Source organism: Corynebacterium auriscanis (assembly GCF_030408435.1).
Lineage (GTDB): Bacteria > Actinomycetota > Actinomycetes > Mycobacteriales > Mycobacteriaceae > Corynebacterium > Corynebacterium auriscanis.
In genome coordinates this window covers 508,265-533,809 of record NZ_CP047046.1, presented here as the reverse complement: position 1 = coordinate 533,809, position 25,545 = coordinate 508,265, and the positions used below count along the sequence as shown (strand labels likewise).

At 58.5% G+C, this 25,545-nt stretch carries 24 protein-coding genes and 1 tRNA gene; 17 read left to right on the top strand and 8 right to left on the bottom strand.

The window, feature by feature from the left end:
• The first annotated feature begins 91 nt into the window (after window positions 1-91).
• From CAURIC_RS02205 to CAURIC_RS02190, 4 genes are read left to right on the top strand one after another with little or no spacing between them, the layout of a single operon-like run.
• Window positions 92-1,714: a peptide ABC transporter substrate-binding protein gene (locus CAURIC_RS02205; protein ID WP_290183191.1), complete on the top strand. Its 1,623-nt coding sequence runs from the start codon at window positions 92-94 to the stop codon at window positions 1,712-1,714.
• Window positions 1,714-2,640: an ABC transporter permease gene (locus tag CAURIC_RS02200; RefSeq protein WP_035114450.1), complete on the top strand. Its 927-nt coding sequence runs from the start codon at window positions 1,714-1,716 to the stop codon at window positions 2,638-2,640. The genes CAURIC_RS02205 and CAURIC_RS02200 overlap by 1 nt, the downstream gene beginning before the upstream one ends.
• Window positions 2,633-3,625: an ABC transporter permease gene (locus CAURIC_RS02195; RefSeq protein ID WP_290183190.1), complete on the top strand. Its 993-nt coding sequence runs from the start codon at window positions 2,633-2,635 to the stop codon at window positions 3,623-3,625. Before CAURIC_RS02200 ends, CAURIC_RS02195 begins: the two co-directional genes overlap by 8 nt.
• Window positions 3,622-5,475, top strand: coding sequence for a dipeptide ABC transporter ATP-binding protein (locus CAURIC_RS02190; protein ID WP_412766409.1), 1,854 nt, complete (start codon window positions 3,622-3,624; stop codon window positions 5,473-5,475). Before CAURIC_RS02195 ends, CAURIC_RS02190 begins: the two co-directional genes overlap by 4 nt.
• A gap of 131 nt (window positions 5,476-5,606) precedes the next feature.
• Here the strand turns inward: CAURIC_RS02190 and purB are convergent, their stop codons facing one another.
• The 3 genes from purB to purD all read right to left on the bottom strand — a co-directional run bounded on the left by purB (window position 5,607) and on the right by purD (window position 9,514).
• Window positions 5,607-7,046, bottom strand: a complete 1,440-nt coding sequence (gene purB, locus CAURIC_RS02185) for an adenylosuccinate lyase (RefSeq protein WP_172644066.1) — start codon at window positions 7,044-7,046, stop codon at window positions 5,607-5,609.
• 145 nt (window positions 7,047-7,191) lie between these two features.
• On the bottom strand, window positions 7,192-8,142 hold the full coding sequence (locus CAURIC_RS02180; RefSeq protein ID WP_290183188.1) for an Fpg/Nei family DNA glycosylase: 951 nt from the start codon (window positions 8,140-8,142) through the stop codon (window positions 7,192-7,194).
• Window positions 8,143-8,254: 112 nt separating this feature from the next.
• On the bottom strand, window positions 8,255-9,514 hold the full coding sequence (gene purD, locus CAURIC_RS02175; protein ID WP_035114669.1) for a phosphoribosylamine--glycine ligase: 1,260 nt from the start codon (window positions 9,512-9,514) through the stop codon (window positions 8,255-8,257).
• 54 nt (window positions 9,515-9,568) lie between these two features.
• Here purD and CAURIC_RS02170 point away from each other — a divergent pair, with 54 nt between their 5' ends.
• The 3 genes from CAURIC_RS02170 to CAURIC_RS02160 are packed head-to-tail and all read left to right on the top strand — an operon-like array spanning window position 9,569 to window position 11,951.
• A complete protein-coding gene (locus CAURIC_RS02170) occupies window positions 9,569-10,000 on the top strand; it encodes an HIT family protein (RefSeq protein WP_035114671.1) in 432 nt (143 codons plus the stop codon).
• On the top strand, window positions 10,000-11,148 hold the full coding sequence (locus tag CAURIC_RS02165) for a lipase family alpha/beta hydrolase (RefSeq protein WP_035114456.1): 1,149 nt from the start codon (window positions 10,000-10,002) through the stop codon (window positions 11,146-11,148). Before CAURIC_RS02170 ends, CAURIC_RS02165 begins: the two co-directional genes overlap by 1 nt.
• Window positions 11,145-11,951 carry an esterase/lipase family protein gene (locus CAURIC_RS02160; protein WP_035114458.1) on the top strand — a complete coding sequence of 269 codons (807 nt, stop codon included), beginning with the start codon at window positions 11,145-11,147 and terminating at the stop codon, window positions 11,949-11,951. The genes CAURIC_RS02165 and CAURIC_RS02160 overlap by 4 nt, the downstream gene beginning before the upstream one ends.
• Here CAURIC_RS02160 and CAURIC_RS02155 read toward each other — a convergent pair.
• On the bottom strand, window positions 11,902-13,461 hold the full coding sequence (locus tag CAURIC_RS02155; protein ID WP_052095030.1) for a sensor histidine kinase: 1,560 nt from the start codon (window positions 13,459-13,461) through the stop codon (window positions 11,902-11,904). The genes CAURIC_RS02160 and CAURIC_RS02155 overlap by 50 nt on opposite strands.
• A 59-nt stretch (window positions 13,462-13,520) precedes the next feature.
• Window positions 13,521-14,228 (bottom strand): response regulator transcription factor, encoded by a 708-nt coding sequence (locus tag CAURIC_RS02150; RefSeq protein WP_172644067.1) that lies wholly within the window; start codon window positions 14,226-14,228, stop codon window positions 13,521-13,523.
• A gap of 210 nt (window positions 14,229-14,438) precedes the next feature.
• Here CAURIC_RS02150 and CAURIC_RS02145 point away from each other — a divergent pair, with 210 nt between their 5' ends.
• Window positions 14,439-15,170 (top strand): L,D-transpeptidase, encoded by a 732-nt coding sequence (locus CAURIC_RS02145; RefSeq protein WP_035114462.1) that lies wholly within the window; start codon window positions 14,439-14,441, stop codon window positions 15,168-15,170.
• A 103-nt stretch (window positions 15,171-15,273) separates the two neighbouring features.
• Window positions 15,274-15,816 (top strand): GNAT family N-acetyltransferase, encoded by a 543-nt coding sequence (locus CAURIC_RS02140; protein WP_052095031.1) that lies wholly within the window; start codon window positions 15,274-15,276, stop codon window positions 15,814-15,816.
• Window positions 15,817-15,819: 3 nt separating this feature from the next.
• Here CAURIC_RS02140 and CAURIC_RS02135 read toward each other — a convergent pair whose 3' ends face one another.
• The gene (locus tag CAURIC_RS02135; RefSeq protein ID WP_035114464.1) at window positions 15,820-16,185 is read right to left on the bottom strand and encodes a hypothetical protein; all 366 of its coding nucleotides are present in this window, start codon (window positions 16,183-16,185) and stop codon (window positions 15,820-15,822) included.
• A 38-nt stretch (window positions 16,186-16,223) separates the two neighbouring features.
• Window positions 16,224-16,299, bottom strand: a tRNA-Thr gene (locus CAURIC_RS02130).
• A 166-nt stretch (window positions 16,300-16,465) separates the two neighbouring features.
• Between CAURIC_RS02130 and thrE the strand changes: the two genes are divergently transcribed.
• From thrE to otsB, 5 genes are all read left to right on the top strand, one after another.
• The gene (gene thrE / locus CAURIC_RS02125) at window positions 16,466-18,040 is read left to right on the top strand and encodes a threonine/serine exporter ThrE (protein WP_035114468.1); all 1,575 of its coding nucleotides are present in this window, start codon (window positions 16,466-16,468) and stop codon (window positions 18,038-18,040) included.
• Between the two features lie 208 nt (window positions 18,041-18,248).
• Entirely contained in the window at window positions 18,249-18,623 is a 375-nt protein-coding gene (locus tag CAURIC_RS02120) for a hypothetical protein (RefSeq protein ID WP_035114471.1), read from the top strand.
• Window positions 18,624-18,632: 9 nt separating this feature from the next.
• On the top strand, window positions 18,633-20,111 hold the full coding sequence (locus CAURIC_RS02115; RefSeq protein ID WP_035114474.1) for an alpha,alpha-trehalose-phosphate synthase (UDP-forming): 1,479 nt from the start codon (window positions 18,633-18,635) through the stop codon (window positions 20,109-20,111).
• On the top strand, window positions 20,111-20,602 hold the full coding sequence (locus CAURIC_RS02110) for an META domain-containing protein (protein ID WP_052095032.1): 492 nt from the start codon (window positions 20,111-20,113) through the stop codon (window positions 20,600-20,602). Before CAURIC_RS02115 ends, CAURIC_RS02110 begins: the two co-directional genes overlap by 1 nt.
• 115 nt (window positions 20,603-20,717) lie before the next feature.
• Window positions 20,718-21,560 carry a trehalose-phosphatase gene (otsB, locus tag CAURIC_RS02105; protein ID WP_035114478.1) on the top strand — a complete coding sequence of 281 codons (843 nt, stop codon included), beginning with the start codon at window positions 20,718-20,720 and terminating at the stop codon, window positions 21,558-21,560.
• On the opposite strand, the gene CAURIC_RS02100 is transcribed toward otsB, so the two are convergent.
• Window positions 21,508-22,635 (bottom strand): LacI family DNA-binding transcriptional regulator, encoded by a 1,128-nt coding sequence (locus tag CAURIC_RS02100; RefSeq protein WP_290183178.1) that lies wholly within the window; start codon window positions 22,633-22,635, stop codon window positions 21,508-21,510. The genes otsB and CAURIC_RS02100 overlap by 53 nt on opposite strands.
• Before the next feature lie 114 nt (window positions 22,636-22,749).
• On the opposite strand from CAURIC_RS02100, the gene CAURIC_RS02095 reads away from it, so the two are divergent.
• The 3 genes from CAURIC_RS02095 to CAURIC_RS02085 are packed head-to-tail and all read left to right on the top strand — an operon-like array spanning window position 22,750 to window position 25,512.
• Window positions 22,750-23,871 carry a metal ABC transporter solute-binding protein, Zn/Mn family gene (locus CAURIC_RS02095; RefSeq protein ID WP_035114481.1) on the top strand — a complete coding sequence of 374 codons (1,122 nt, stop codon included), beginning with the start codon at window positions 22,750-22,752 and terminating at the stop codon, window positions 23,869-23,871.
• A gap of 19 nt (window positions 23,872-23,890) precedes the next feature.
• Window positions 23,891-24,592, top strand: a complete 702-nt coding sequence (locus CAURIC_RS02090) for a metal ABC transporter ATP-binding protein (protein WP_035114484.1) — start codon at window positions 23,891-23,893, stop codon at window positions 24,590-24,592.
• Window positions 24,589-25,512, top strand: a complete 924-nt coding sequence (locus tag CAURIC_RS02085) for a metal ABC transporter permease (RefSeq protein WP_265914886.1) — start codon at window positions 24,589-24,591, stop codon at window positions 25,510-25,512. The genes CAURIC_RS02090 and CAURIC_RS02085 overlap by 4 nt, the downstream gene beginning before the upstream one ends.
• Window positions 25,513-25,545: the final 33 nt, after the last annotated feature.

Sequence of the window (25,545 nt, the reverse complement as noted above, 5' to 3'; positions counted from 1 at the left end):
ATGCTGTGCTACCGGACAACGTTTCGCGCTGAACCCCAGCGTGGCTTGGCCAGCCCCGGCGCAGCTTCACGTGAAAGAGGAAAGACGGCACATGAAAGCGACAAGAGTTCTGGCGGCCTTCACTGCCATTACCCTCAGCGCGAGCCTCGCAGCATGTTCCACCAAGCAACCCGACACCCCTGCGGAGTACATCTCCGTATACGGTTCCGAGCCTCAAAACCCCTTGGTACCGACCAACACCAACGAAAACGGTGGCGGAACGCTGATGGAAACACTCTTCGACGGCCTCGTTGACTATGACCCCGAAGGTAAGCCATACAACCAGGTAGCGGAATCCATTACACCCAACGCGGATTCCACAAAGTTCACCGTGGTAATTAAAGACGGTTGGCAGTTCCACAACGGTGAAGAGGTCACCGCCGATAGCTTCATCGACGCATGGAACTACGGTGCGGACGTGAAAAACGCGCAACTCGGGAGCGACTTCTTCTCCAACATCAAGGGATTTGACGAGCTCAGTGGGGACAACCGCACCGCAGATAAGTTAAGTGGCCTCACCAAGATAGACGACCACAAGTTCACTGTGGAACTAAGCGCTCCCGAAGCCACCTGGCCGCTGCGATTGGGTTACTACGCCTACGCACCACTGCCAAAAGTGGCTTTCAAAGACATGGACGCGTTCGGCGAACACCCCATCGGCAATGGCCCCTACATGATGGATGGGGACAACGCATGGACGCACAATGTCAACGTTCGTCTCAAAGCCTTCGACAACTACAGCGGCAAGGACAAGGCGCAAAACGCAGGTTTGAATTTTGTGTTCTACACCAGCCTGGACACCGCCTATGCCGATCTGCAAGCCGGTGATCTGGACTCCGTTCGTGAAACCGTCGGCCCAAACGCATACCCGTCGTACCAAGCCGATTTCCCTCAGTCGCATAGTAACCGTGCCATGGCTTCCATCGAATCCTTCGGCATTCCTTTCAACCTCAAGCACTTTGGCAATGACGAGGAAGGAAAGCTACGCCGGCACGCACTCAGCATGGCGATCAACCGCGATCTCATCACGGAAAAACTGTTCTTCGGTGCCCGGACCCCCGCGGAGGACTTCGGCTCCCCTACCTTGGGCGGAACCCCTGACATCAAGGGTAAGGAAGTTCTTACCTACCAACCCGAAAAGGCTCGCGAACTGTGGGCGAAGGCCGATAAGATCCGGCCTTTTACGGGCAAGTTCCAAATTGCTTACAATGCCGACGGTGGCCACCAATCCTGGGTGGAGGCAGTGACCAACAGCATCCGTCAGACCTTAGGGATTCCCGCCGAAGGTAGGGCTTATCCAAACTTCAAGGGCCTGCGCGACGACGTAGTGAACCGCAATGTCGGCGCCGGCTACCGCACGGGTTGGCTGGGCGACTACCCCTCGATTGCCAACTTCCTAGAAAGCCAGTATCGGACGAAAGGAAGCTCGAACGACACGGACTACTCCAACGCTGAGTTCGATGCTCTTTTGGCCAAAGCCGCAAGTAGCCCCAGCGCGGAGAAAGCTCAACCCATCTACAACCAAGCTCAGGCTGTGCTCATGGAGGACCTCCCGCAGATTCCGCTGTGGTACAAATCTGCATCCACGGCGTGGAATCCCAACCTGAAGCACTTCCAAACCGGGTGGAACGGCTACCCCGAATTCACCAAGCTCACGAAGGAAGGTGACAACTAATGTTGTGGTACGTCGGCAAACGCCTTCTCCAACTAATCCCAGTTTTCCTGGGGGCCACCTTCTTGATCTACGCCATGGTGTTCCTCACACCTGGTGACCCGGTACTCGCTCTGGCCGGTGAAAAGGCCGCCGATCCGGATGTGCTGGATGCGATCCGTGAACAATACAACTTGGATAAACCATTCGTTGTGCAGTACTTGCTGTTCTTAGGCGGTGTTTTCCAAGGCGATTTGGGTATGACGTTCTCCAATCGCCCGGTCATCGACGTGCTGGCCGAGGCATTCCCCATCACCATCAAATTGGCACTGATGGCCCTGGCGATCGAGATCATCTTCGGTATCGGTTTCGGCATCATCGCCGGTCTGAAGAAAGGCAGCTTCTTCGATTCCACGCTGCTGGTCATCAGCCTGGTCATCATTGCAGTTCCAATCTTCGTCATCGGTTTCGTGGGGCAGTTCCTCTTCGGAATTCAATGGGGTGTTGTGCCACCCACCGTCGGCAGCAATGCCTCTTTTCAACGACTGCTGCTCCCCGCCGCCGTGTTGGGCCTGGTCAGCTTCGCATACGTCCTGCGCCTCACTCGCAGTGAAATCGCCGAAAATTTGCGTGCTGACTTTGTGCGCACGGCACAGTCCCGCGGTCTACCGCGCTGGGCTGCTATCCGCAACCACGTGATCCGCAACTCCATGATCCCCGTCGTCACCTTCATTGGCGCCGACCTCGCAGCACTTATGGGTGGCGCGATCGTCACGGAGGGCATCTTCAACATTCACGGTGTAGGCGGACTCGTTTTCCAAGCCGTCAACCTGGGTGAATCCCCCACCGTCGTCAGTGTTGTCACCGTGCTCGTCATCATCTTCGTTATCTCGAATCTCGTGATCGACTTGCTTTACGCCCTGCTGGACCCAAGGATTCGCTATGCCTAATTCCACTAACAACAATTCCAATTTCGCTATGGCACACCGCGGGATCGGCCCGGTCGTCAGCCGTCAGGAACGCTGGGTAGCCGAAACTGAAACCGAGGACGTCCTCACCCGCGACCAGTTGCTGCCCGATAGCGCCCCTACGGGTATGTGGGGCAGCGCATGGAAGCAGCTACGCCGGCGCCCACTGTTCTGGGTCGCATCCGTGATCATTGTGTTGACCCTCTTAGTTGCCTTGTTCCCTGGCCTGTTTTCCAGCACGGACCCCCGTGCGGCAGACCTCAACGATTCTTTGGCCCCGAGCCGCAGCGGGCATCCCTTCGGCTTCACGCTGCAGGGCTACGATGTGTACGCTCGAACCATTTACGGGGCGCGGGCATCCGTGGTCACGGGTCTGTTGACCACCATCTTTGTCACCATCATCGGCGTGATCGTGGGGTCCGTCGCCGGTTACGTGGGCGGATGGGTCGACGCCATTCTCTCCCGGCTGACGGACATCATGTTCGCCATCCCGCTGCTGCTGGCCGGCATTGTGTTGATGCAGATGTTTAGTGTGCGCAATACACTCACGGTCGTATTCGTTTTGTCAATCTTTGGCTGGCCACAGATGGCGCGCGTGGTTCGCTCCGCTGTCTTGTCCACGAAGAACAACGACTATGTTTCCGCCTCTCGCGCGCTGGGGCTTTCCAAGTCCGGCATCCTATTCCGTCACATCTTGCCGAACTGCTTGGCTTCGATCATCGTCATGTCCACCACGTCCTTGGGCATCTACATCGTTGCCGAGGCCACCTTGTCCTACCTGGGCATTGGGCTTCCTCCAACCGTGGTTTCCTGGGGCAATGACATCTCCACTGCACAGTCCACACTGCGCGTGGCCCCTTCCAACCTGTTCTACCCGGCTACTGCCTTGGCAATGACTGTGCTGGGATTCATCCTGTTGGGCGATACCTTGAAGGACGCCCTCGACCCTAAGGAGCGCACCCGATGACCTCACCTGCTGACTCCTCGGCCCCTACTGATAGCTCGACCGCCAGCCGTGTGGGCGTCGGTAATAAGTCCGACGCCAACAGCAACCCCTCGCCCGTCCTGTCCATGCGCGGGGTGGATATCGCCTTTGGCACGAAGAAGAATCCGCTGCCCACGGTTTTCGACGTTAACTTGGAGATTTACCCGGGTGAAACCGTGGCAATCGTGGGAGAATCAGGCTCGGGTAAATCCACAACTGCGCATGCGGTGCTGGGGCTTATCCCCGGTGGTGGGCGTGTGACGGGTGGAACCGTCGAACTAGCGGGCCAGGACATCACTCATTTCTCTGAAAAGCAGTTCACCGCAATTCGGGGCAACACTGTGGGGTTGATCCCGCAAGATCCGATGAGCAACCTGAACCCGGTATGGACCATTGGCCACCACATCAAGGAAGGCCTGAAATACAACAACATCGCCACCGGTTCCGAAGCCCACCAGCGTGCTATTGATTTGTTGGATGAGGCCGGTATGAAGGAATCATCCCGGCGCGTAGACGAGTACCCCCACCAGTTTTCCGGTGGTATGCGCCAGCGTGCGTTGATCGCCGCCGGTTTAGCCGCCCGCCCGACGCTGCTCATCGCCGATGAACCCACTTCTGCGCTGGACGTTACTGTGCAGCAGCAGATCCTGGATCACCTAGACAACTTGACCGCGCAACTGGGCACCGCGGTGATGCTCATTACCCATGACTTGGGGTTGGCTGCGGAGCGAGCTCAACGCATTGTGGTGATGAGCCAGGGGCGTATCGTGGAATCGGGCCCTGCACTGGAGATTCTGCAAGACCCGCATCATCCCTACACCAAAAAGTTGGTGTCCGCCGCACCGAGCTTGTCGGCGCGGAGGTCCGAGGTGACTGCACAGAGCGCGGCCAAAAACGATCCTCAACGTGCAGGCGAGGGTGCGCGTTCCGAAGATACGAAGCGGTCCAAGGCCTCCCCCGCGCCCGCCAAGGCCACGCCAGTCGGTAGTGCAGAGGGCAAGGAAGGTGGCACCAGCGGGGCGTCGACTAATAAGCCCTTGATTGAGGCAAAGAACCTCACGAAGATCTACCAAGTACGCGGTGAAAAACCGTGGAAAAAGAAGGACTTCGTGGCGGCGCAGGACATCAGTTTCTACCTCGACCGTGGGCGGACATTGGCTCTGGTGGGCGAATCCGGTTCTGGTAAGTCAACCGTGGCACAGATGGTTCTGGGGCTGTTGCAGCCCACTAGTGGCACGATCACATTCGATGGCGAAGACGTCACGAACCTGGATCGCAAGCAGGAATTAAAGTTTCGGCGCCACGTGCAGCCCGTTTTCCAGAACCCCTACGGTTCGATTGATCCGATGTATTCGGTTTTCTCTACGATCAGCGAGCCACTGCGGATCCACAAAATCGGGAACAAGAAGGAACACGAGCAGCGGGTGCGCGAGCTGCTGGATATGGTTGCGATGCCTCAATCAATGATGCACCGTTACCCCGGAGAGCTGTCCGGTGGACAGAGGCAGCGCGTGGCGATTGCCCGTGCGCTAGCTTTGCGCCCGGAAGCGTTGATCCTCGATGAAGCGGTGTCCGCACTGGACGTGCTGGTGCAGTCACAAGTGCTGGAGCTGCTCAACGACCTGCAGCACCAGATGGACCTGACTTACCTCTTCATCACCCACGACTTGGCGGTGGTGAAGCAGATCGCGGATGAGACGCTGGTGATGCGTTCAGGCGAAATCGTGGAGCGTGGACAGACCGATGATCTGTTCATGAATCCGCGCGAGGAATACACCCAGCGGCTGTTGGATTCGATTCCGGGCGGGTCGATCCCGCTGCACCAGAGCTAGGGTTGCTGGGGATTGCCCGCGACTTAGGGCTAACGCCCTAAGGCTGACCACCCGGGGGTGCCCGGGCACCCGGTTCCCCGAGTGCTCGGTTGCCTAGACCGACACTGGGCCTACCCGGAGCGACCTGGGGGTTACAAAATCTCCCCTGGTGTGTACGCCGCCGCCAGCGGGTAGCGTTTCGTAATCTCAGTAACCCGGCGCAGGACACGCTGCGTTTGGCTCTCCGCCGCACCGATGAATGCGTGCCGGTCGGCCAGCGCTTCGTTTAGATCCTCTTCGGTTAGGGGCAAGCGCTCATCGGCGGCTAGGCGCTGGATCAGATCCTGCTCGCCACCATTTTCGCGCATGTTCAAAGCCACGCCAACCGCGTGCTCCTTGATAACCTCGTGCGCAGTTTCGCGCCCCACCCCGGCGCGCACAGCAGCCATCAGAATCCTCGTTGTTGCCAAGAATGGCAGGTAGCGGTCCAGTTCGCGCTCGATCATCGCGGGGAACGCACCGAATTCGTCCAACACGGTCAGGAACGTCTCGCACATGCCATCGAACGTAAAGAATGCATCCGGTAGCGCCACGCGACGAACTACGGAACAGAACACATCACCTTCGTTCCACTGCGCACCCGCTAGGTCAGCGGCCATCGTCAAGTAACCGCGCAGCAGCACCTGCATGCCGCCAACTCGCTCGCACGAACGGGCGTTCATCTTATGTGGCATCGCGGAAGAACCAACCTGGCCTTCCTTGAACCCCTCCGTCACGGTCTCGTTACCCGCCATCAAACGGATCGTCATCGACAGGGAGCTCATCGCCGCGCCGAGTTCTACCAGTGCGGACAACGCATCCATATCCAGGCTGCGCGGGTAAACCTGCCCCACCGAGTCGAACACGCGACGGAATCCTAGCTCGTCGGCAATCTTCCATTCGAGGCTCGCCAGCTTGTCCTCCTGCCCACCGAGCAAGTCCAACATGTCTTGGCTGGTGCCCATTGGCCCCTTAATACCGCGCAGTGGATAGCGATTCAGCAGATCTTGGATCCGCTCCAGACCGATGAGCAGTTCGTCTGCGGCGGAGGCAAAGCGCTTTCCTAACGTTGTCGCCTGCGCGGCCACATTGTGGGAACGCCCCGCCATTACGAGGGATTCGTACTCGCCCGCTCGTTTGCCGATGCGCGCCAGCACGGCCACGGCCTTGTTCCGAGCAATCTCCAGGGAGCGGTAGATCTGCAGTTGCTCGACGTTTTCGGTCAGGTCGCGGGATGTCATTCCCTTATGGATGTGCTCATTGCCGGCCAGGACGTTGAACTCTTCGATTCGAGCTTTGACATCGTGGCGGGTGACCTTCTCCCGTTCCGCGATCGATTCCAGATCAACGTTGTCGATGACCTTCTCGTAGCTCTGGATCGCTTCGGCTGGAACCTCCACACCCAGCTCCTGCTGGGCCTTCATCACGGCGATCCACAATTGGCGCTCCATGACGATCTTGTCCTCCGGTGACCAAATCGCGGTCATCTCAGGGGATGCGTATCGGTTGGCAAGGACGTTTGAAATCTTCTTTTTCGCAGGCACGTCCGTTATTATCCCACAAGTCCGCCTCGCACCTGCTACCCCTCCCCCACCACCGCTTTTACCCGTTTTTACCGCGCCTCTATCGCGGGTAATCGGAGCACCAGAAAAGAATGCCTCCTGCTCTTACAGCAGTCACGGGACCTCCTACCGTGCCTCATAGCTGGCACGTGGGACACCAGAAGAGATTCCGCCCTTCCACCACCGCATGTTGCACGCCATCCCCACACACCAAGCACGGTTGCCCAGCCCGGCGGTACACGTACACCTCTCCTCCGTGGTCATCTACCCGCGGCGCTCTTTCCATCGCCTCAGGGCTATGCTCTTGCCTCACTGTGTCGATGCGTCCGTGCTGCTCACCGTAGGCCATGAGCTCCACCAGGTCTTCCCAGATTTCTTCTTTTCTTTCCGACGCCACGTCGCCCCGCGTCTCGGGATTGATCCCTAAACGAAAGAGCACTTCGGCGCGGTAGATATTGCCTACCCCGGCAAAGAACTTCTGGTCCATTAACAAACTTGAAATCGATCGGCGACTGCGCGTCAACCGCCGAAATACTTCTTCTTTTAGTTCAAGGTTCACAGGATCGGTGGGCCGCAGGGGATCCGCCCCTAACTTGCCGATCTCTATGTCCATCTCGGCCTCGGTAATCAACCGGCACCACTGCGGGCCCCGTAGATTAGCAGCTACGGCCTGATTGTCTGACTGGGCCGCGTTATCAAGCGTGGCTGCGCCACCTGCGGTGCCTGTGCTTTGCGTTTTCGCCGAGCCGGCCGGCCTATCTGTGTTGCTCAGCGGGTAGGCATCCGCTCCCCCGTCATCTATCGCCCGGTGCAAATGCAAACGAACTTGTCCCCACGGCGTATCCGATTGGTAAGGCTCGATCCGAAACGATCCAATCAAACCTAAATGGATGTGCACGATACGTTGGGAACCAAATTCCAAAAACAAGTGCTTCCCCCACGCACGTGCTTTGCATAGCTGAGTCCCATCGATCAGAGCCGCCTCGACGGCGAAACGCCCCTGGGGAGAACTGACCCTCATAACCTGGCCCCCAAAGTTTTGGTTGAGGTGCCGCGCGAGCCGGTGAATCACATGACCTTCAGGCATATGGGCAATTTAACGAGACCGCAGCGCAGAAGGGAAATCCCTACAACGCATGATCACAGGCTGGTCAACGCTCCATCCCCACAAAATCCTGCCAGGCGTGCAAAGAAAGGTGCTATTGGACCGAAATGCGCCCCTCGACCGCGGGGAGGGCGATGTCCCTGCGGAAGTGCCCACCTGGCAGGGTCACGCTATCCATCACGCGGTAGGCCTGGTCGCGGGCTTCTTCGAGCGTGGCGCCCGAGCCGATGACATTGATCACGCGACCACCTGCCGAAACCAAGTTCCCATCCTTTTCCGCCACACCAGCGGCCCGGATCCCCTTGGATTCGCTCCCGGCATCAGCCCCCAAAATAACCTCGCCCGTCTTTGGTGCTTCCGGGTACCCTTCTGCAGCCAGTACGACCGTCAGAGCGTAGCCTTCCTTCCACTCCAGCGCGGGGAGTGATTCCAGCTCACCACGTGCTACCGCGTCCAGCACCCCGCCGAGCGGAGTCTTGAGCAGCTCCAGCACCGCCTGGGTTTCCGGGTCACCGAAACGGCAATTGAATTCCACTACCGATGGGCCATTGTTGCCCCACGCCAACCCGGCATACAACAAGCCGTTGAAAGGAACCCCATCCTCCACCATTTGCTTGGCTACTGGACGGCACACCTCATCGACGATGCGCTGTACACCATCTTCGGGCAACCACGGCAGCGGAGTGTACGCTCCCATGCCACCGGTGTTGGGGCCCTCATCGTTTTCCCCCACACGCTTGTGGTCTTGGGCGGGCAGCAGCGGAACGACGGTTTCCCCGTCGACGAGGCAGAACAGGGATACCTCCGGGCCGTCCAAGAAGGTTTCCAACAAGACCGGATTTCCACCCTCATGAACAGCCTTAATGTGAGCCAGAGCCGCAGCGCGGTCATCAGTAACAACCACCCCCTTTCCACCGGCGAGGCCATCATCTTTCACCACGTACATGGGGCCGAAGTTGTGCAAAGCGGCGTCGATATCAGCATCCGAAGCGCCGACCGGCACCGACTGGGCCTGCGCCGTGGCAACCCCGGCGCGCGCCATGACATCCTTCGCGAAAGCCTTGGAGCCTTCGATTTGAGCAGCTTGCTTGGACGGACCAAACACGGCGAAACCGGCCGCACGCAATTCGTCTGCAACACCGGCGACCAATGGGATTTCCGGCCCGATGACAACGAGGTCTGCCTGAATGTCCCTGGCGAGTTCAACTGCATCACCAGAGGGGTGGAGAGTAGCAACAGCAGCCATACCCGCGTTGCCGGGGCTGACGTGGACTTCATCCACCGATGGGTCCTGGGACAAGGAATAAGCCAAGGCGTGCTCGCGGGCACCGTTTCCGATCACAAGAATGCGCATAGTGAATACTTTACCCACCACATGTTTGACGGTCCGGCGCTACCATCGAGAACCATGACGAGCGTATTCACAAAGATCATCAATAGAGAACTACCCGGTCGTTTTGTTTACCGTGACGACAAGGTTGTGGCCTTCCTCACCATCGAGCCCGTCGCATACGGACATACCCTCGTGGTCCCAGTTGAAGAAGTCGATCGGTGGACCGATATGGATCCTGCCCTGTGGGCACACTGCAATGAGGTTGCGCAAAAAGTAGGCCAGGCGATTATCGAGGCTTTCAAGTCTCCACGCGCTGGATACCTCATTGCCGGTTTTGAGGTTCCCCACGCTCACATCCACGTTTTCCCCGCTGCCGACATGTCCGGCTACTCACTGGCGAACGTGATGAAAATGGATGAGACCGACCCGGCCAAGATGGAAGCTGCCGCCGACAAGATCCGCGCGATTCTGGGCACCACTGACCTCAAGGAACAGCCCAAGGACTAATGACCTCCAAGCCGCGCCCCTACCCCATCGAAGATGACGATGAATCCGATGACGAATTCGCGCTAGCCCCTGATTGGGCGGATCCCGAATTCGCCACGGGTAGCTCCAACTCTTTCGCCGATTCCAATGAACTGGACGGCACACCACCCGATGACCTCACTGCTGAGCAGGCTGCAGGTGAAAATGCCGACGGCACTGCCCTGTCAGAATCCGACGACCCACTGCTCGACAAATCAGAGCGGACGTGGCTTACTCGTCTATCCAACGGCGTAGCTTCAACGGGGCGTTTCATCTACGACATTCCCGGCAACCTGGGTGTCACCCGCCCATCAATGCCACAACTACGTGGTGCCATCCCCGATCCCCCACTGGGCGCGCGCCAGGTCTCCCACGGTTACGCAGATGACCTTTGGCAAGCCCGGCCCACATTGGATCGGCCCTACCCGGTAGTGCTCATTCACGGCACCATCAGTTCTAAAAACGTGTGGCAAAACCTTGTTCTTCGCCTGCGCAACGATGGCTTTGTGGTGTTTAGCCCCGACTATGGAGTGCATGGAACGCAGGATATCCCCACCTCAGCGCAAGATATCGGCGCATACATCGAACAGGTCTTGTCAGCTACCGGCGCCGAGGCCGTTGATATTGTAGGGCATTCCCAAGGCGGGTTGCTGGCTCGGTATTGGATCAACGAATTAGGCGGGGAGGATTACGTCCACCACCTCATCAGTTTGGGCTCACCCCACCAAGGGACCACGCTTTTGGGAATGCTGGGGAACCTCCTGACCTCAGAGACCACGCAACGCATGGCCGCTGCGACCATTCGCCGTGTATTCGGCGCTGCCGGTATGCAACAAATCATCGGCTCCCCTGTGTTAGAAACACTCGCGGCCAGCCCCGATACCCGCCCAATGATTCGCTACACCAATTACGCCACCCGCAATGACTCGACGGTTGTCCCGCACGAGAATGCGTTTTTGTCCATGGAAGACTCGGACCTAGTGAAGAATGTTTTTGTGCAGGACGTGGGCGTCGGTAAATGTAGGCATGAAGAGTTGCCCAGCAATCCCGCCGTCCAAGAGTTAGTGCACGAGACGCTTGTGCAGGCACTACGGGATGATGAGGGGCAAGAAGAGGAGTGGGATTCGTGACGGAGGCAGCGCGCCGATCGATTTTCTCCTACCTGCCGGATCTAGGGCATTGGGAAGAGTCGCCGACGTACCAGCTGAGCCAGCGGGAGCCTCGGCCGGTGGTGGTCGTGCACGGCACCGTGGGGGGCCGCGGGAATTTCAACCGTTTGGTCCCGTATCTGCGTTCCACTTACGACGGGCGGTCCCGGCGCGTCTTTAGCGTGAGTTACGGCGACAATGGCACGCGAGCCCTCAACGGTTCCATCGAAGAAATTGAAAAGCAGTTGGAGGAGCTACACGATCAGACCAAATCGCCCACGTTCGACTTGGTGGCGCATTCACAGGGCGGGTTGCTGTCCCTCGCTGTGGCATCCCGGCCGCGCGCTGGCCGGTTTGTGCACCATATAGTTGGGTTGGGCGCCGATTTTCGGGGTGTGCGCATGCCGTGGTCTGGTCGGCCTAGTGCCGACGCCGCGCTGCGAATCGTCGATGCCGTAGCCGGTCCCGCGTTCGCCCAACAGATCGTTGGCTCCCCGGAGTTGACCGCGGTGTTGCATCAAACGGCCACCTGCACGGTCCCCATCACGCAGATTGCTACGAAGTATGACCGGACTGTTCCTTTGGAAGCCGCGTTTGCACTTGCCGACGATAGCGAATGGACCGGTACTCCCGCGCATCCTGGGCCTCTGCGTTTGGTGTTGGTGCAGAAGTACTACCCCGATTTAGAGGTTGCCCACAACATGCTGGTGCGCAACCGCAAGGTCGCTGGATTGGTTAAGCATGCTCTGGAACATCCTCCGCAGCGGACGGCAGCTCGACAGTAAAGGTAGTTCCTTCCCCCAGCCGACTGGCCACGGTGATGGTGCCACCGTGGGCCTCTACGAGGGATTTCACGATGGAAAGGCCCAGCCCTGAGCCACCGGATGCACGTGAGCGCGAGACGTCCGGGCGATAAAAGCGTTCGAACAGATGGGGCAAGTCCTTTTCAGCGATGCCGTTACCGTCGTCTGAGACCTCAATGATGACGGTGTGGCTACCTTGGGACAGGTTGATCTGAACCTGGGCGGCATCCCCACCGTGACGAAGTGCGTTGGTCAGCAAGTTGCCCACTACTTGGTGCAACCGGTTAGCATCACCGATGACCACCGGAATGTCCCCGCCGCACCTATTGTTGACCGACACGTGTCGCCCGGGGAAACCGGCGCGAGCGGAATCCGCCGAGTGCAGCACCAGCTCCAGCACGTCCACACGGTCCTGTTTCAGTGGGCGCCCTTCATCCATGCGCACCAGTGCCAGCAGATCCTCGACGAGGAGGGACATACGGGCAGACTCTTCGGAAATGCGGTCGATGACCATGCGAGCATCGTCGGTAGCTCCGGATTGGTAGAGCTCTGCGTATCCGCGCACGGACGTCAGCGGGGTGCGAAGTTCATGGGAAGCGTCGCCGATGAAACGGCGCATGGCAGCCTCCGACCCGCGGGCTTGACGCTCGGAATTCTCCACAAACATGAACGCCCCTTGAATCTGTGCCAACATTCGGTTCAGGGCTTGCGATAGCGCCCCCACCTCCGTGTTTGGGGACCATGTGGGGATGCGTTGTTCAAGGTGGCCACGCGAGATCAGCGAGGCGGTGTGTTCTACCTGGTTCAGTGGTTTCAGCGCCCTGCGGACGATATACATGCTGGCCACCACAATGGCGGCCAAAGCGATAAGGCCAATGATGACCTGCAGCGCGATGAGGCGGGTGATGGTGTGTTCTTCATCGGCTAGGGGCAGCGCAACGATCGTGACGGTGCCATCCTGGTTCTGCACACTCGCCGCGCGCCACGCCGTGGGTGAGGCACTGCCCGGGCGGGCGCTCACGGTCGTAGGAGGGGTTGGTTTATCGAGACCACGAACCTCAGGCTTCGATTCGTTCACGCTGTTGAACTGCTCATAGGCAACGGGGCCATCTACTACCAGCACATAGAAGTCACTGGGAGGCCGATCCACATCGCTTTTGTTTGGATACGACCCCAGCAGGCCGCCTGAGGAGGACCCGTCCGAGCTGCCCGATCCACGGGGATCCTCAGTTTTACCCAGGTCGTCATACGGCGTTGTGCGACTGGTTGAAGTGCGGTGTGCCCACGAATCCGTTGCGTTTGCCAGCTGATCATCCACGCGCTGGATCATGAATCGTTGCAGGGTGGACGTGACTACCGCACTGGAAATCGTGAGACCAACCCCTGCTAGGGCGGTAATTACTACCACTAATGAAATACGCAGCGGGTAGTGGGAAAGGAAATGCCCCGCGAAGTTTTTGCGGGGATGCTCAGCCTTAACTGCCGTTCCCATCGGGGGATCGATATGAGTCACAAATTCTCCGTGGACAAGGGGGCCGTTCGATTCTCACATTAGGTGCGGGGCTTGCGTAGCACGTACCCCACACCTCGAACGGTGTGAATAAGGCGTGGGTCGTCGGTATCGATCTTTCGCCGAAGGTAGGACACGTAGGATTCCACGACGTTTCCGTCGCCACCGAAATCGTAGTTCCAGACGTGGTCGAGAATCTTGGCTTTACTGAGAACCACTTCCGCATTCACCATGAGGTAGCGCAGCAACTTGAACTCAGTGGGCGAAAGGTCCACAACCTTTCCTGCCTTAGTGACCTCGTGCATGTCATCGTCGAGGGTGAGATCTTCGTAGGTGATGACATTCGATTCTTTTTCATCTTCTGGGGACACGCGGCGCAGGATCACGCGCAGGCGGGTGATGACTTCCTCCAAGCTAAAAGGTTTGGTCACGTAGTCGTCCGCACCAATAGTCAGCCCGTGGATGCGATCTTCCACCCCATCCTTGGCGGTGAGGAATAGCGCAGGGGCATCGTGGCCCTGCGAGCGCAGTTTGTTGAGGAGGGTAAACCCATCCATTCCCGGCATCATGACATCCAAGATGAAAGCATCGGGCTGGTATTCATCGACAATGTCCAACGCTGCTTGGCCGCTATCTGCCGTTTCCACCTCGAAGCCTTGGAACTTGAGGCTCACCTTGAGCAAATCAGAAATATTCGATTCATCGTCGACGACGAGAACCTTGGTTGGTGCATTATTCGGCATGGTCATGTCCCTCATTGTCATCCAACGAATATCGCCGGTCCTGTACATCAACTGTACAGTTCCTGTGAAAAATCATGCACAACAAACGGGTGCCAACGTTTGAATGTCGACTATGCAAAAACTAATAGACAGACCAAACCAACCCACCGCAAACAGCCGGCACCACGCCCGAATGTCGACTATGCAAAGACTAATAGACAGGTTAAGCTTTTTGCCATGACTTCGAACAACCCACCTTCTTTGCGTCGCCGCGCAACCGCAGCCGGCGTTGCAATGCTCACCGCGCTTTCTCTGGGTGCCGGTACCGCTTCTGCTGCTCCAGCAGGTCCTCTTGGATCCGCAACCCCAGATCATAAGGCTGTTCTGGACGCACGCGACAACCTGTACAACCAGACGAACAATCTGCCCCCTCAGCTTCGTGGCCCGGTTCGTCAAGGCATTGATAACACGGCCAACTTCATCGCCCCTGGCGCGCTGAAGGCTCGTGAAGCCGAGCGCGCTCGTGCTGCCGCAAAGAAGCGTGCCGAAGCAGCTGCTGCCAAGAAGCGCGCTGCCGCTGCCGCTGCTGCGAAGAAACGCGCTGCCGCCCGTAAGGCCAACAATCCTTGCCCTCCATCTGCACGCGCTTGTGTTGACCTGAAGAACCAGGTCACCTGGTTGCAGCGCAACGGTAAGCGCACCTACGGTCCGGTTCGCATCTCCTCCGGTAAGCGCGGTGAGGAAACTCCACGTGGCTCCATGGTCGTGACCCGTAAGGTGAAGGACGAGATCTCTCGCGAGTTCGGCAATGCTCCAATGCCATACTCCGTGTACTTCACTAACAATGGCCATGCGTTTCACGAGGGCGACCCGTACGTTATGTCCAACGGCTGCATCCACCTGTATCACAAGGATGCCGTTCAGTACTTCGCGTCTCTGAACGTTGGCGACCAAGTCTTCATCTTCTAAGACCCTTCGCCTTTTGTCGCCGTTGGGCGTGGCTTTTTAATCGACGCCACGTTCTACCTTGAGCCGGTCTCCCTGGAGGCCGGCTTTTGTTACGTTAGAGTGCATGTCAAACTCACTTCACACGACTGATCCCTACTCGCCCACCCATGCCAAAGACGGATCTGCCATCACATTCCGTCGCCCCACCGAAGCCGACCGTTCGTTTATCGAGCGGATGTTTCGCGAAGCGGAAACTTTCGGGGATGCAGATCGGGAACTGCCCGAGGGATTCGACGAAGATAGTCACAACTACGTCGGTTTGTGGACTGAAGATCAGGGCGGGATCATTATCCAAAAGGATGGTCGCGATATTGGTGCTGCTTGGCTGCGTAAAGGAACCGAAGAGGAGCACTGCAGTGGTTTCGTCAGCGCCGATGTGCCTGAAGTGGCGTTAGCGCTCGCACCCGGTCACCCCGGCGGGGGTTTGGGGACCATTCTCATGGAACGTGCGATGTTATTGGCTAAAGTTTCCGGCGCACCGGGAATTAGCTTGGCCGTGGACTTCGGCAACGACCGTGCCGAGCACGTCTATGAACGCATCGGCTATAAGCACCGGGGCCTATCAGAATCCGGCGAATGCAAAGTCATGTATTACGGCTTTCAGTAGTAGCTAGTCCTTGACCAGCTGACGCGCGGCCGACACCACCTTAATCCTGGTGCTCACATCTGCGCTAGCAATAGCGTTAGCCAGTAGCTCATTGATCGCGTAGTTGAGGGAATCCAAGGCATCTTCCCCACCACTGCCAGCTTCAATCTCCCGATCCCCCACCAGTTCTAGGTATGCGCCACCCCACAGCACGGTGGGGTGGCCTTCCGGTCCTCCCCCGACCTCCGCTCCATCCACAACCCGATCTTCGAATTGCTGCCACACGCGCTGCGTAATGTCTGGGGAATCCAACCGCAGGACCACGGTGTAGACCAAATCTGGAGATGTATGATTGCGCAGCCAATCGTCGCTGAGTTTCCAAAGAGTCATGCTGACACAATAGCGCCCACAAACGGCGTAGAAAGTAGTGGAGCTGGAGACGAGACTTGAACTCGCAACCTACGGTTTACAAGACCGTTGCGCTACCGATTGCGCCACTCCAGCAGAACCCAAAAATTAACCGCGCCCGACTGCAGCGCGGCGTCACAATGGATAAGAGATAGAGTACCAGCAAGCTAAGCCAGAGCACCAAACCGCCACCACATTAGGACCATGTATGAACGTCCGGCCCCTGCTGACAAGAACAGGGCAGCAATGTAGCGTGTGACGGGTGAGTAATTTCCTGAGGAGCGCCATTGGCAAGGGCGCTGAGCTGCTCTTCACTGGCAATCGCGCAACGATCGATGCGATTCGCCTCGCACCACCGCCATCACCCCTGGCACCGGTCGACTTAAGCGATCCCGCTAAAGTGCACGCAGTCATGGACCTGGCGGCCCGCATCGGCGATCAGCTCTTAGCGGCCGGCACCGGAAATACCGATGCGAAAGCCCAAATACGGGCCATTGCCACCGCCTACGGTTTGCACTACACGCACGTGGACATCACATTGAACACCATCACGGTGTATGCGCGGTTCAACCAGAACCAGCCGGCGACGTCGGTGTTCCGTGTTGTGCACAAGGTCACCACGGATTTTTCCAGGTTGACAGAAGTCGATCGGTTGGTGCGATCCATCGTAGCGGGCGCCACGCCGCTGGAGATGGCCCAGCAGATTCTGTTCGAGATCGAGACCTCTAACCTGCCCTTCCGCAACCGTTACGCACTGCTTGCATGGGGCGGATTCGCCGGTTCGGTCGGGTTGCTGCTGGGCGGTGGCTGGGTCATTGCCTTCGTAGCGTGTGTCACCACCATCTTCACGGTGTTTGCCAACGCGTGGTTGGCATCCAAATCCCTGCCCGTGTTCTTCCAAAACGTCTTGGGCGGTTTCGCTTCCGTGATCCCTGCGGCTCTCACCTATGCCGTGGGTGTGGAATTGGGTTTTTTCCTACCACCCTCGTTGGTTATCGCATCGTGCATTGTGGCACTACTGGCTGGGTTGACGCTGGTGCAAGCACTCCAAGACGGCATTACCGGCGCCCCTGTCACGTCCTCCGCCCGTTTCTTTGAAACCCTGCTGCAAACCGGCGGCATCATTGCGGGTATCGGTGCCGGAATTCAAGCCATGGCATGGATCGGCATTACGTTGCCTCCCATCGATACCTCCCAAACGTCAGGCGAGTTCGGCTCCGTTCCGCTGCAGATCATTTCCGGTGCCTTCGCCACTATCTTTTTCTGTATCGCGTGTTTCACCGAGCGCCGCGCAACAATCGTAGCTGGCTTAACCGCGCTGGTAGCATCCACCGCGTTCTTCCTCATTCAGAGTGTCGCGGGTTGGTCGCCCATGTTCGCCAATGGCACCAGCGCCCTGGCTGTTGGTTTTGCCGGTGGTTTGCTTTCCCGTCGGTACATGATTCCGCCGCAGATTACCGCAGCCGCCGGGATCACTCCGCTACTGCCCGGTCTGGCGCTCTACCGCGGTATGAGCTCCATGCTGAGCGAGCAATTCGTTGTGGGTATTTCCAATTTGGCGCTGGCGCTGGCTACCGCCACCACATTGGCCGCGGGGGTTGTGTTGGGTGAGTGGACCGCGCGTCGAATCCGCCGGCCGCGCCGCATTATCAATCGATACCAACAGCTCATTCGCCCTCGAATCGTGCGCCGCAGGGATATCTCCCAACCGCGCCTCACAGTGGACGGCCGAGTTCGTCAGCCGCTGCACTGGCGGCGTCGAGAAAAGAAGGGATCTGAATCCCTGTGGCAGCTGGACCACAAAATGCCGAAGCCCGAAGAGCCCAAGGGAGACTGATCGCACCAACTGAAACCTTTTCGCGTAAAATACTGTTGGTTGAGGGGTTTTTCACCAAAAGCCTCCGCCCGATGAAGCTAGTGCCCCAACTGGATACGCGACACGACGTACGGCCGGCTCCCCAGCCGGCAACGCGGTTGCTCGCCTAGTTGGTTGCGCTGGTGCAACGAAGATAGACCCGCATCAAGAAAGAAAAGGGGTTGCGCACGTGCCGCCGAAGGTCACCGACAATCGTTCCAACAACACCGAGTCCCTCCACGCCGTGGAGGCGGAGACCGCCGCAGCAGCGCAGCGCATTGTCGCTACTTTTTCCGAGGACTTCCTCGATGCAGCCACACTGATGTGCATGCTGGGTGTAGAGCCAGAGGGACTGATTCACCGCCGTGTTGTCGCCGAAATTGAGGCCAAGGAAGCTGAGGCCAAGAAGGCGACCCGCAAGACCACGAAACGGGGGGCAAAGAAGGCTGCCAAGAAGGCGACCAAGAAAGCCACCAAGACAGCGAAGAAAACCACCAAGGCAGCAAAGAAGACAACCAAAAAAGCCTCCAAAGCCACGAAGAAAACCTCTAAGACTGCGGAGTAAAAGCTTCTCATGACTAGCGATTTCATCGTCGTCGCCAATCGTTTACCCGTCGACCGAGTGCTCAACGGGGATAAAGTGGAGTGGAACCCCTCCCCTGGCGGGTTGGTCACTGCGTTGAAGCCCGTTTTGCATGAGCGCGAGGGGGCATGGGTTGGTTGGCCGGGCTGCACGGATGAAGTCGCGGTCGATGACATGCCCTCGGCTGAGCAGGCCGGTGTACGGATGCTGCCGGTGAACTTGGATGCCCAAGATCACGAGTTGTTCTACGAGGGTTTTTCCAACGCAACGTTGTGGCCCTTGTATCACGACCTCATCGTCAGCCCAAAGTTCGATAAGGGCTACTGGGAGCGCTACCAGGAGGTCAACAAGCGCTTCGCGGATGCCGCGGCGCGTGAGGCCGCTGAGGGCGCGACGGTGTGGGTGCAGGATTACCAACTGCACCTAGTCCCGGGGCAACTGCGACAACAGCGCCCCGACTTAAGCATCGGTTTCTTCCTCCACATCCCCTTCCCCGCCCCGGAGTTGTTCCGGCAACTGCCTTGGCGCCGCGAGATCTTAGAGGGAACGCTGGGCGCGGATGTCGTGGGTTTCCACACCGCCGATGGCGCCATTAATTTCCTAGACACGTTGCAGGCGCTGGGCGAGGACGTCTCTTATGCTCACGCAGAAGATGAGCACACTTTCGTCCGTGGGGCCCGCCTGCCTCAACCAGGTGACATCGTCGGCGTGGTTCAGGTCCAAGACAGTGACGGGTCCACGCGCGAGGTCAAAGTGGGGGTCTTCCCCATCTCAATTGATGCTAGGCACGTCAATCAGACAGCCATGTCCCCCGAGGTCATGGCCCGCGCGGAAAAACTGCGCACGCAGTTGGGCAACCCCAAGTTGCTGCTTGCCGGTGTGGACCGCATGGATTACACCAAGGGCATCACGCATCGGTTGGAAACCCTAGAGACCCTGCTGGATTCCGGGGACCTTAAAGCTCAAGACGTTGTGATGGTGCAGGTGGCCACCCCGTCCCGCGAGCGCCTGGAGGATTACCAGCGCGTCCGCGAGGAGGTGGAGCGGATCGTTTCTCGTATCAACGGCAATTACGGTTCGCTGGGTCGCCCGGTCGTGCACTACACGCACGCTGGTTTGCCGTTTGAAGACATCACCGCGTTGTACTCCGCCGCCGATATACTCCTAGTCACTGCACTGAAGGACGGCATGAACCTGGTCGCCAAGGAATACGTGGCGTGCCACTCCGACGGTTCGGGTGCGTTGGTGTTGTCGGAGTTCACGGGCGCGGCCACTCAGCTAACGCAGGCCTACCTGTGTAACCCCCATGACCCCGACTCCACGGCCATGGCGGTGGTGAAGGCCGCGACGGATGACCCGAACTCTCGCCGTCAGCGCATGCTGGACATGTGGGATCACGTCCGTACGCACGACGTTAACCGCTGGGCCGAATCGTTCCTTCGTCAGTTACAGAAGGTGGATAACGCCTAGTGCCGCCCGTCGCGTTGAAAAACATAGCCCACATCACCGTCGTGTGCATCGTGGCTGGTCTTTCCTTGGTCGCCTGCGCCATGCAGGAAACACCATTGGGCACCACGCAGTGGCAGGTCACCCAAATTACTTCCGACGCCACCCGGCCCTCCATCCTTCCCGAAAACCAGCAGGGGCGGGCGTTCCTCGTTTTCGGTGATCGAGAGTTCACTGGGGCCAGTGGGTGCATCGCTTTACGGGGCAGCGTGGAATGGCTCGATGAAGGCTCGGCGCTTCGGTTTGGCGATATCACCTCCGAACAGCGTGACGATACAAAGTGTGTGCCGGGGGATGAGGACAACGCCAATCGGATAAAGCAGGTTTTGGCGGGCCATGACATGGCGATTTCACGCCCCGTGGATTCCACGTTGCGTTTGCAGCGCAAGGACGGGGACGAACAACCGTGGCAGACCACGCCGGCGATGGAGTTCATCAGTGGGCCCAGTAAGTAGAAATCGGATGCCGCTAGCAAGCACCACAGACCTAACAGTGACCGCAGCGCTCTCCCCGCGGCGGCAGCAAAACCATTGACACAGCGAGCAAGCACCACAGAAAGGCGAAGCAATCATGCCCCACATGTCCCCGAACGCGCATTCCGGCGGACTTCCCGCCCCGATCATCCCGGATCTACCGACTGATGAGAAACTGCTGGTGGCGATGGATTTCGATGGAACGCTGGCGCCCTTTTCTAACGAGCCCCTGGCTAGCCGGGCAGAGGCAGGCGCAATCGAAGCTTTAGAGAAAGCCGCCGGGCTACCCAATGTGGAAGCCATGATCATCTCTGGTCGCAACCTGGGCAATCTCGTGACGGCCACCCAGTTGCAGCTGCCCTGCGGTATTCATTTGGTGGGAAGCCACGGTGCCGAACCTGCCCCCATTGGCAAAGGGGTGGTCGAGGCCCAGCTGGGCCAGCCTCACCCCCAGCTCTCGCCGGGGCAGCTGGACTTGTGGCAGCGGCTATCCGAGGTAGCGCATGACGTAGCCGCCGATGCCCCCGGTGTGTGGGTGGAGCTGAAACCATTGGCCGTGGGATTGCATAGCCGCACGGCGGAGGATCCTCACGCGGCCGCCACTGCCACCGCCCGCTACCGGGAATTCGCCAGCTCCCAACCATCGGCAAAGATCACTGAAGGCAAATGCATCTTGGAAGTGGCGGTGGATTCCACCTCCAAGGGCGATTTTGTGAAGGCTTTCTGCGACGAACATGGCATCGACCGTATACTTTTTGCTGGTGACGATACGACGGACGAGTCTGTACTGAAGCTCTTGAGGCCCGGACACGACATCGGTATCCACGTCGATTCAGACGGAAAAGGCAAGCCAACAGCCGCGGAGTTCGGTCTGAGCTCCCCCGCCGCTATGCGCGATTACCTTGTGCAATTGGTGGAGCAACTGACGTTCCGGGCTTAAAGGTCGTCTTTAGAATCACCTGTGTTTCCGGAACGCTTGCCAACTTAGCGAAACCGGCGTTTTGGATCGCTCCCAGCATCTCGCCACTGTGTTGGCCTTTAAGCTGCGTTGGTTGTCGTACCGTTGTAATGCCTTCGTGTAGGGCCTCCGGGATGCCGTCAAAACCGGTAACACTCAACTGCTCGGGAATCGAAATTCCCTGTTCGCGAGCATATTCCAACACCCCTATCGCCATTGAATCCGTGGTACACACCACCGCGGTCAATTCCGGGTGGGACGTCAACAGTTCGCGTGCGGCTTCTTTCGCAGTCTCCCGATTATTGATGTGGCGTTCCACTATGGGAACGTGGGCTGGATCCAGCGCGGCGTCGGAAAGAGTATCCAAAACCCCCTGCACGCGGGAGCGCTGCACGTGCATTTGAGCCGTACGCAGGCGAGTGGCAGAAACGGGGCCATCGTTGGGGGTACGGTCAAGGCGGATACACAGCACCCCAATATTGGTGTGACCGGCATCCACAACGGCCTGCGCCGCTGGTTTAATTGCTTCGCGATCGTCGATTCCCACAAAACCGAAATCTCCCTTGGCAGCGGGTTTCACGGGCTGATCGCAAATCACAGTTGGTAGTCCCCGGGCCAACACTGCAGCCAAGTGGGGGTCATCGGCGGCTACCGAATAGACGATGAAACCATCCACGCTAGCTTGGTTGACCAGCTGCGCTGCTTTTTCCGTTGGATTACCGACGCCCGCAGGCAGCAGGAGCATCGACGAATCTAGGGTGCCGCAGGCCGTGGCCACGCCCGCCATGAATTCCACGGATGCTTGATCCTCAAAGGCATACGTCATGTCCTCGGTCAGTAAAACTCCGATGGCACCGGCGCGGCGCGTTCGCAGTGAACGGGCGGTGGGATCCGGGCCTGGATAACCTACGCGTTCAGCGGTCGCCAAAATCTTCTCGCGCAGCTCAGGCGACAGTTGATTCGGCCGGTTATAGGCATTCGACACCGTGGTGCGCGAAACCCCGATTTCCGCGGCGATCGATGCGAGGGTGCCACGGCGTGCTGAACGACGATTCATAGTCACTACTGTAAGCGGTCGTGGACTAGGAAAGCTCACCATGCCCTAGTACTATGCAATGAGGAATAATTGGGAACGGTTGTCAGCGTCGAGACGAGAAATAGGTGATTTCGAATGAAGAAGACTTTGACCGGACTTGCAGCCGCCCTGACCTTGGGGCTGGGAGTTACTGCGTGTGCAGATGGTGGTTCTACTGATACAGCTGCCGATGGCAAGAACATCAAGGTTGTTGCGTCCACCTCGGTATGGGGCGACATTGCAGAAGAGGTTGCCAAGGGGCACAACAACGTCGAGGTAGTCACTATCTTGGACAATAATCAGGACGATCCTCACGAGTACGAGGCCACCGCTAAGGACTTGGCCGAACTCAAGTCCGCAGACATCGTGGTCGGGAACGGCGCGGGTTACGACAACTGGTTGACCGATCACGTGGAAAGCGGCACTCCCCTCATCACAGCCAAGCCAGTGGGTGAAGCGCACCACCACGATCACGGCGCAGGTGACAAGGGTGCCCACGACGAGCACAAGCACGAGGATGAGCACGCACACGACGAGCACAACCACGACGAAGCCACACCCAGCGATGCGATGCACGACGAGCACAAGCACGAGGAAGCCACACCCAGCGAAGCGATGCACGACGAGCACAAGCACGAGGATGAGCACGCACACGACGAGCACAACCACGACGAAGCCACACCCAGCGATGCGATGCACGACGAGCATGACCACGCTCACGGCGAGAACCCTCACATCTGGTTCGACATGGAAACGGTGAATAACTTCGCCGACCATCTGGCCAAGGAGCTGAACGCGAAGGATGACTCGATCGCCAAGGATCCAGCGGACTTCAAGAAGAAGACCAATGAGTTCGCCGATCGTATCAAGGCGCTCAAGGGCAAGAACGTGGTGCTCACGGAATCAATCGCCTCGGACGTAGTGAAGGATTCGGGTCTCACGGATGTGACCCCGGAAGCCTTCGCAAAGTCCGTTTTCGCCGAGTCGGAGCCTTCCGCTGCAGACCTGGCTGCTGCTCGTGAGACCATTACCTCTAAGAAAGCCGACATCCTGATCACCAATGAGCAGTCGCAAACCCCCGCGGCTGAACAACTCACGAAGGCCGCTAAGGATGCTGGCGTGAAGGTCATCAACGTTAACGAAACCCCGGACAATAATCAGGACTACCTGCAGTACGCTGAGAAGCTGATCTCCGATCTGGAAGCTGCTACCAAATAAAGGCGTAGGTTACTCAACTATGGTTCTTTCTTTTACCGACGCCGCGATGGAACCGCTCTGGCGCGACCTCTCCTTCGAGGTCGCGCCAGGTGAGTTCCTTGCAATTCTGGGAACCAACGGAGTGGGGAAATCCACGCTCCTCAATGCTGCGCTGGGTACCCGCAAGCTCACCCGAGGTTCATGCGAGGTCAATGGGCGGATCGGCTACATTCCCCAGCAACGGATGTTCGATCCCACAATCCCCATTCGAGCCCGGGATTTAGTCGGGCTCGCTGTGGCCCATGGCGTCGTCAAAAAAAGAAAGCCAAGCCGAAAAACCGTTGACCAGGCCCTGGCAGAAGTAGGGGCAACCGGGTTGGCCGATCGCAGAATTGGCCAGCTTTCGGGTGGTCAACAACAAATCATTCGGCAAGCGCAGGCCTTTGCGAACAATCCGGACGTATTGCTGTGCGATGAACCGTTGTTGTCCCTAGACATGCGTGCGCAAAAGCGAACCGTAGAACTATTAGATCGGCGCCGACGGGAACACAACACCGCCGTGCTGTTTGTCACGCACGGCATTAACCCCATTCTGCATGTGACAGATCGGGTCCTGTACCTCACGCCCCACGGGCATACCATCGGTTCGGTAGAAGAAGTAATGACCTCCGAGACCCTATCGGAGCTGTACCGAACCGATGTGCGGGTTCTGAACGTGGACGGAAGGCTGATTGTCGTATGACGGATTTCCACACGGGTGATTGGTGGGCTGATACGCTCACGCTGCTGCAAGTCGATTTTGTGCAGCATGCGATCATTGCCGCCCTTTTGCTAGGAATTGTTTCCGGCGCCATTGCACCGTTGATTGTGATGCGCCAGATGAGCTTCGCAGCGCACTCCACCGGCGAATTGGCCTTGATGGGAGCATCTGCGGCCCTGTTATTTGGAATAGGTGTGAGCTGGGGTGCACTCGTGGGCGCCATCCTCGCCGCCGTGGTGCTGGCCGCACTGGGGGCGAAGGAGCAAGATTCAATCGTCGCGGTGGTGTTGAGCTTCGGCATGGGGTTATCCGTGCTGTTCATCTACTTATACCCCGGACGTAGTTCCTCGGCATTCAGCCTGTTGACCGGTCAGATTGTGGGTGTGAGTTCCAGCTCGCTGGGGCTTCTGGCGGTACTAACTGTCGCCGTGGTGGCAGTCGTGGCGCTGCTGTGGCGACCGCTACTATTCGCGACCGTCGATCCCGCGCTGGCTGGGGCTTCGGGTGTGAAGGTCAAAACTCTGGGGCTTGTTTTCGCCGCCCTCATTGGAGTGGTGGCCAGCCAGGGCGTGCAGATCGTGGGAGCGCTGCTGCTGATCGCATTGCTCATCACCCCTGGTGCGGCCGCGGTGCGAGTCACGAGCAATCCCCTGATCGCTGTGTTGCTCTCGGGCACATTCTCGGTGATTTCAGCCGTGGGTGGCCTGCTGTTGTCCTTGGCGCCGGGGTTGCCGGTATCTGTCTTCGTCACATCGCTGAGCTTCGCGATCTACCTAGTGTGCCGCGGGATTGAATGGGCGTTTTCTCGGTCCTTGAATGCCGATGAACACCGCGCGCAGGAATACTCCGACGATGTGACTGAGCGCCCCCACCACCCAGCTGACTCAGTCCCTGGGTCGTAAGGATAAGCGTGCCTGGGGCCGACCACGCCCTTA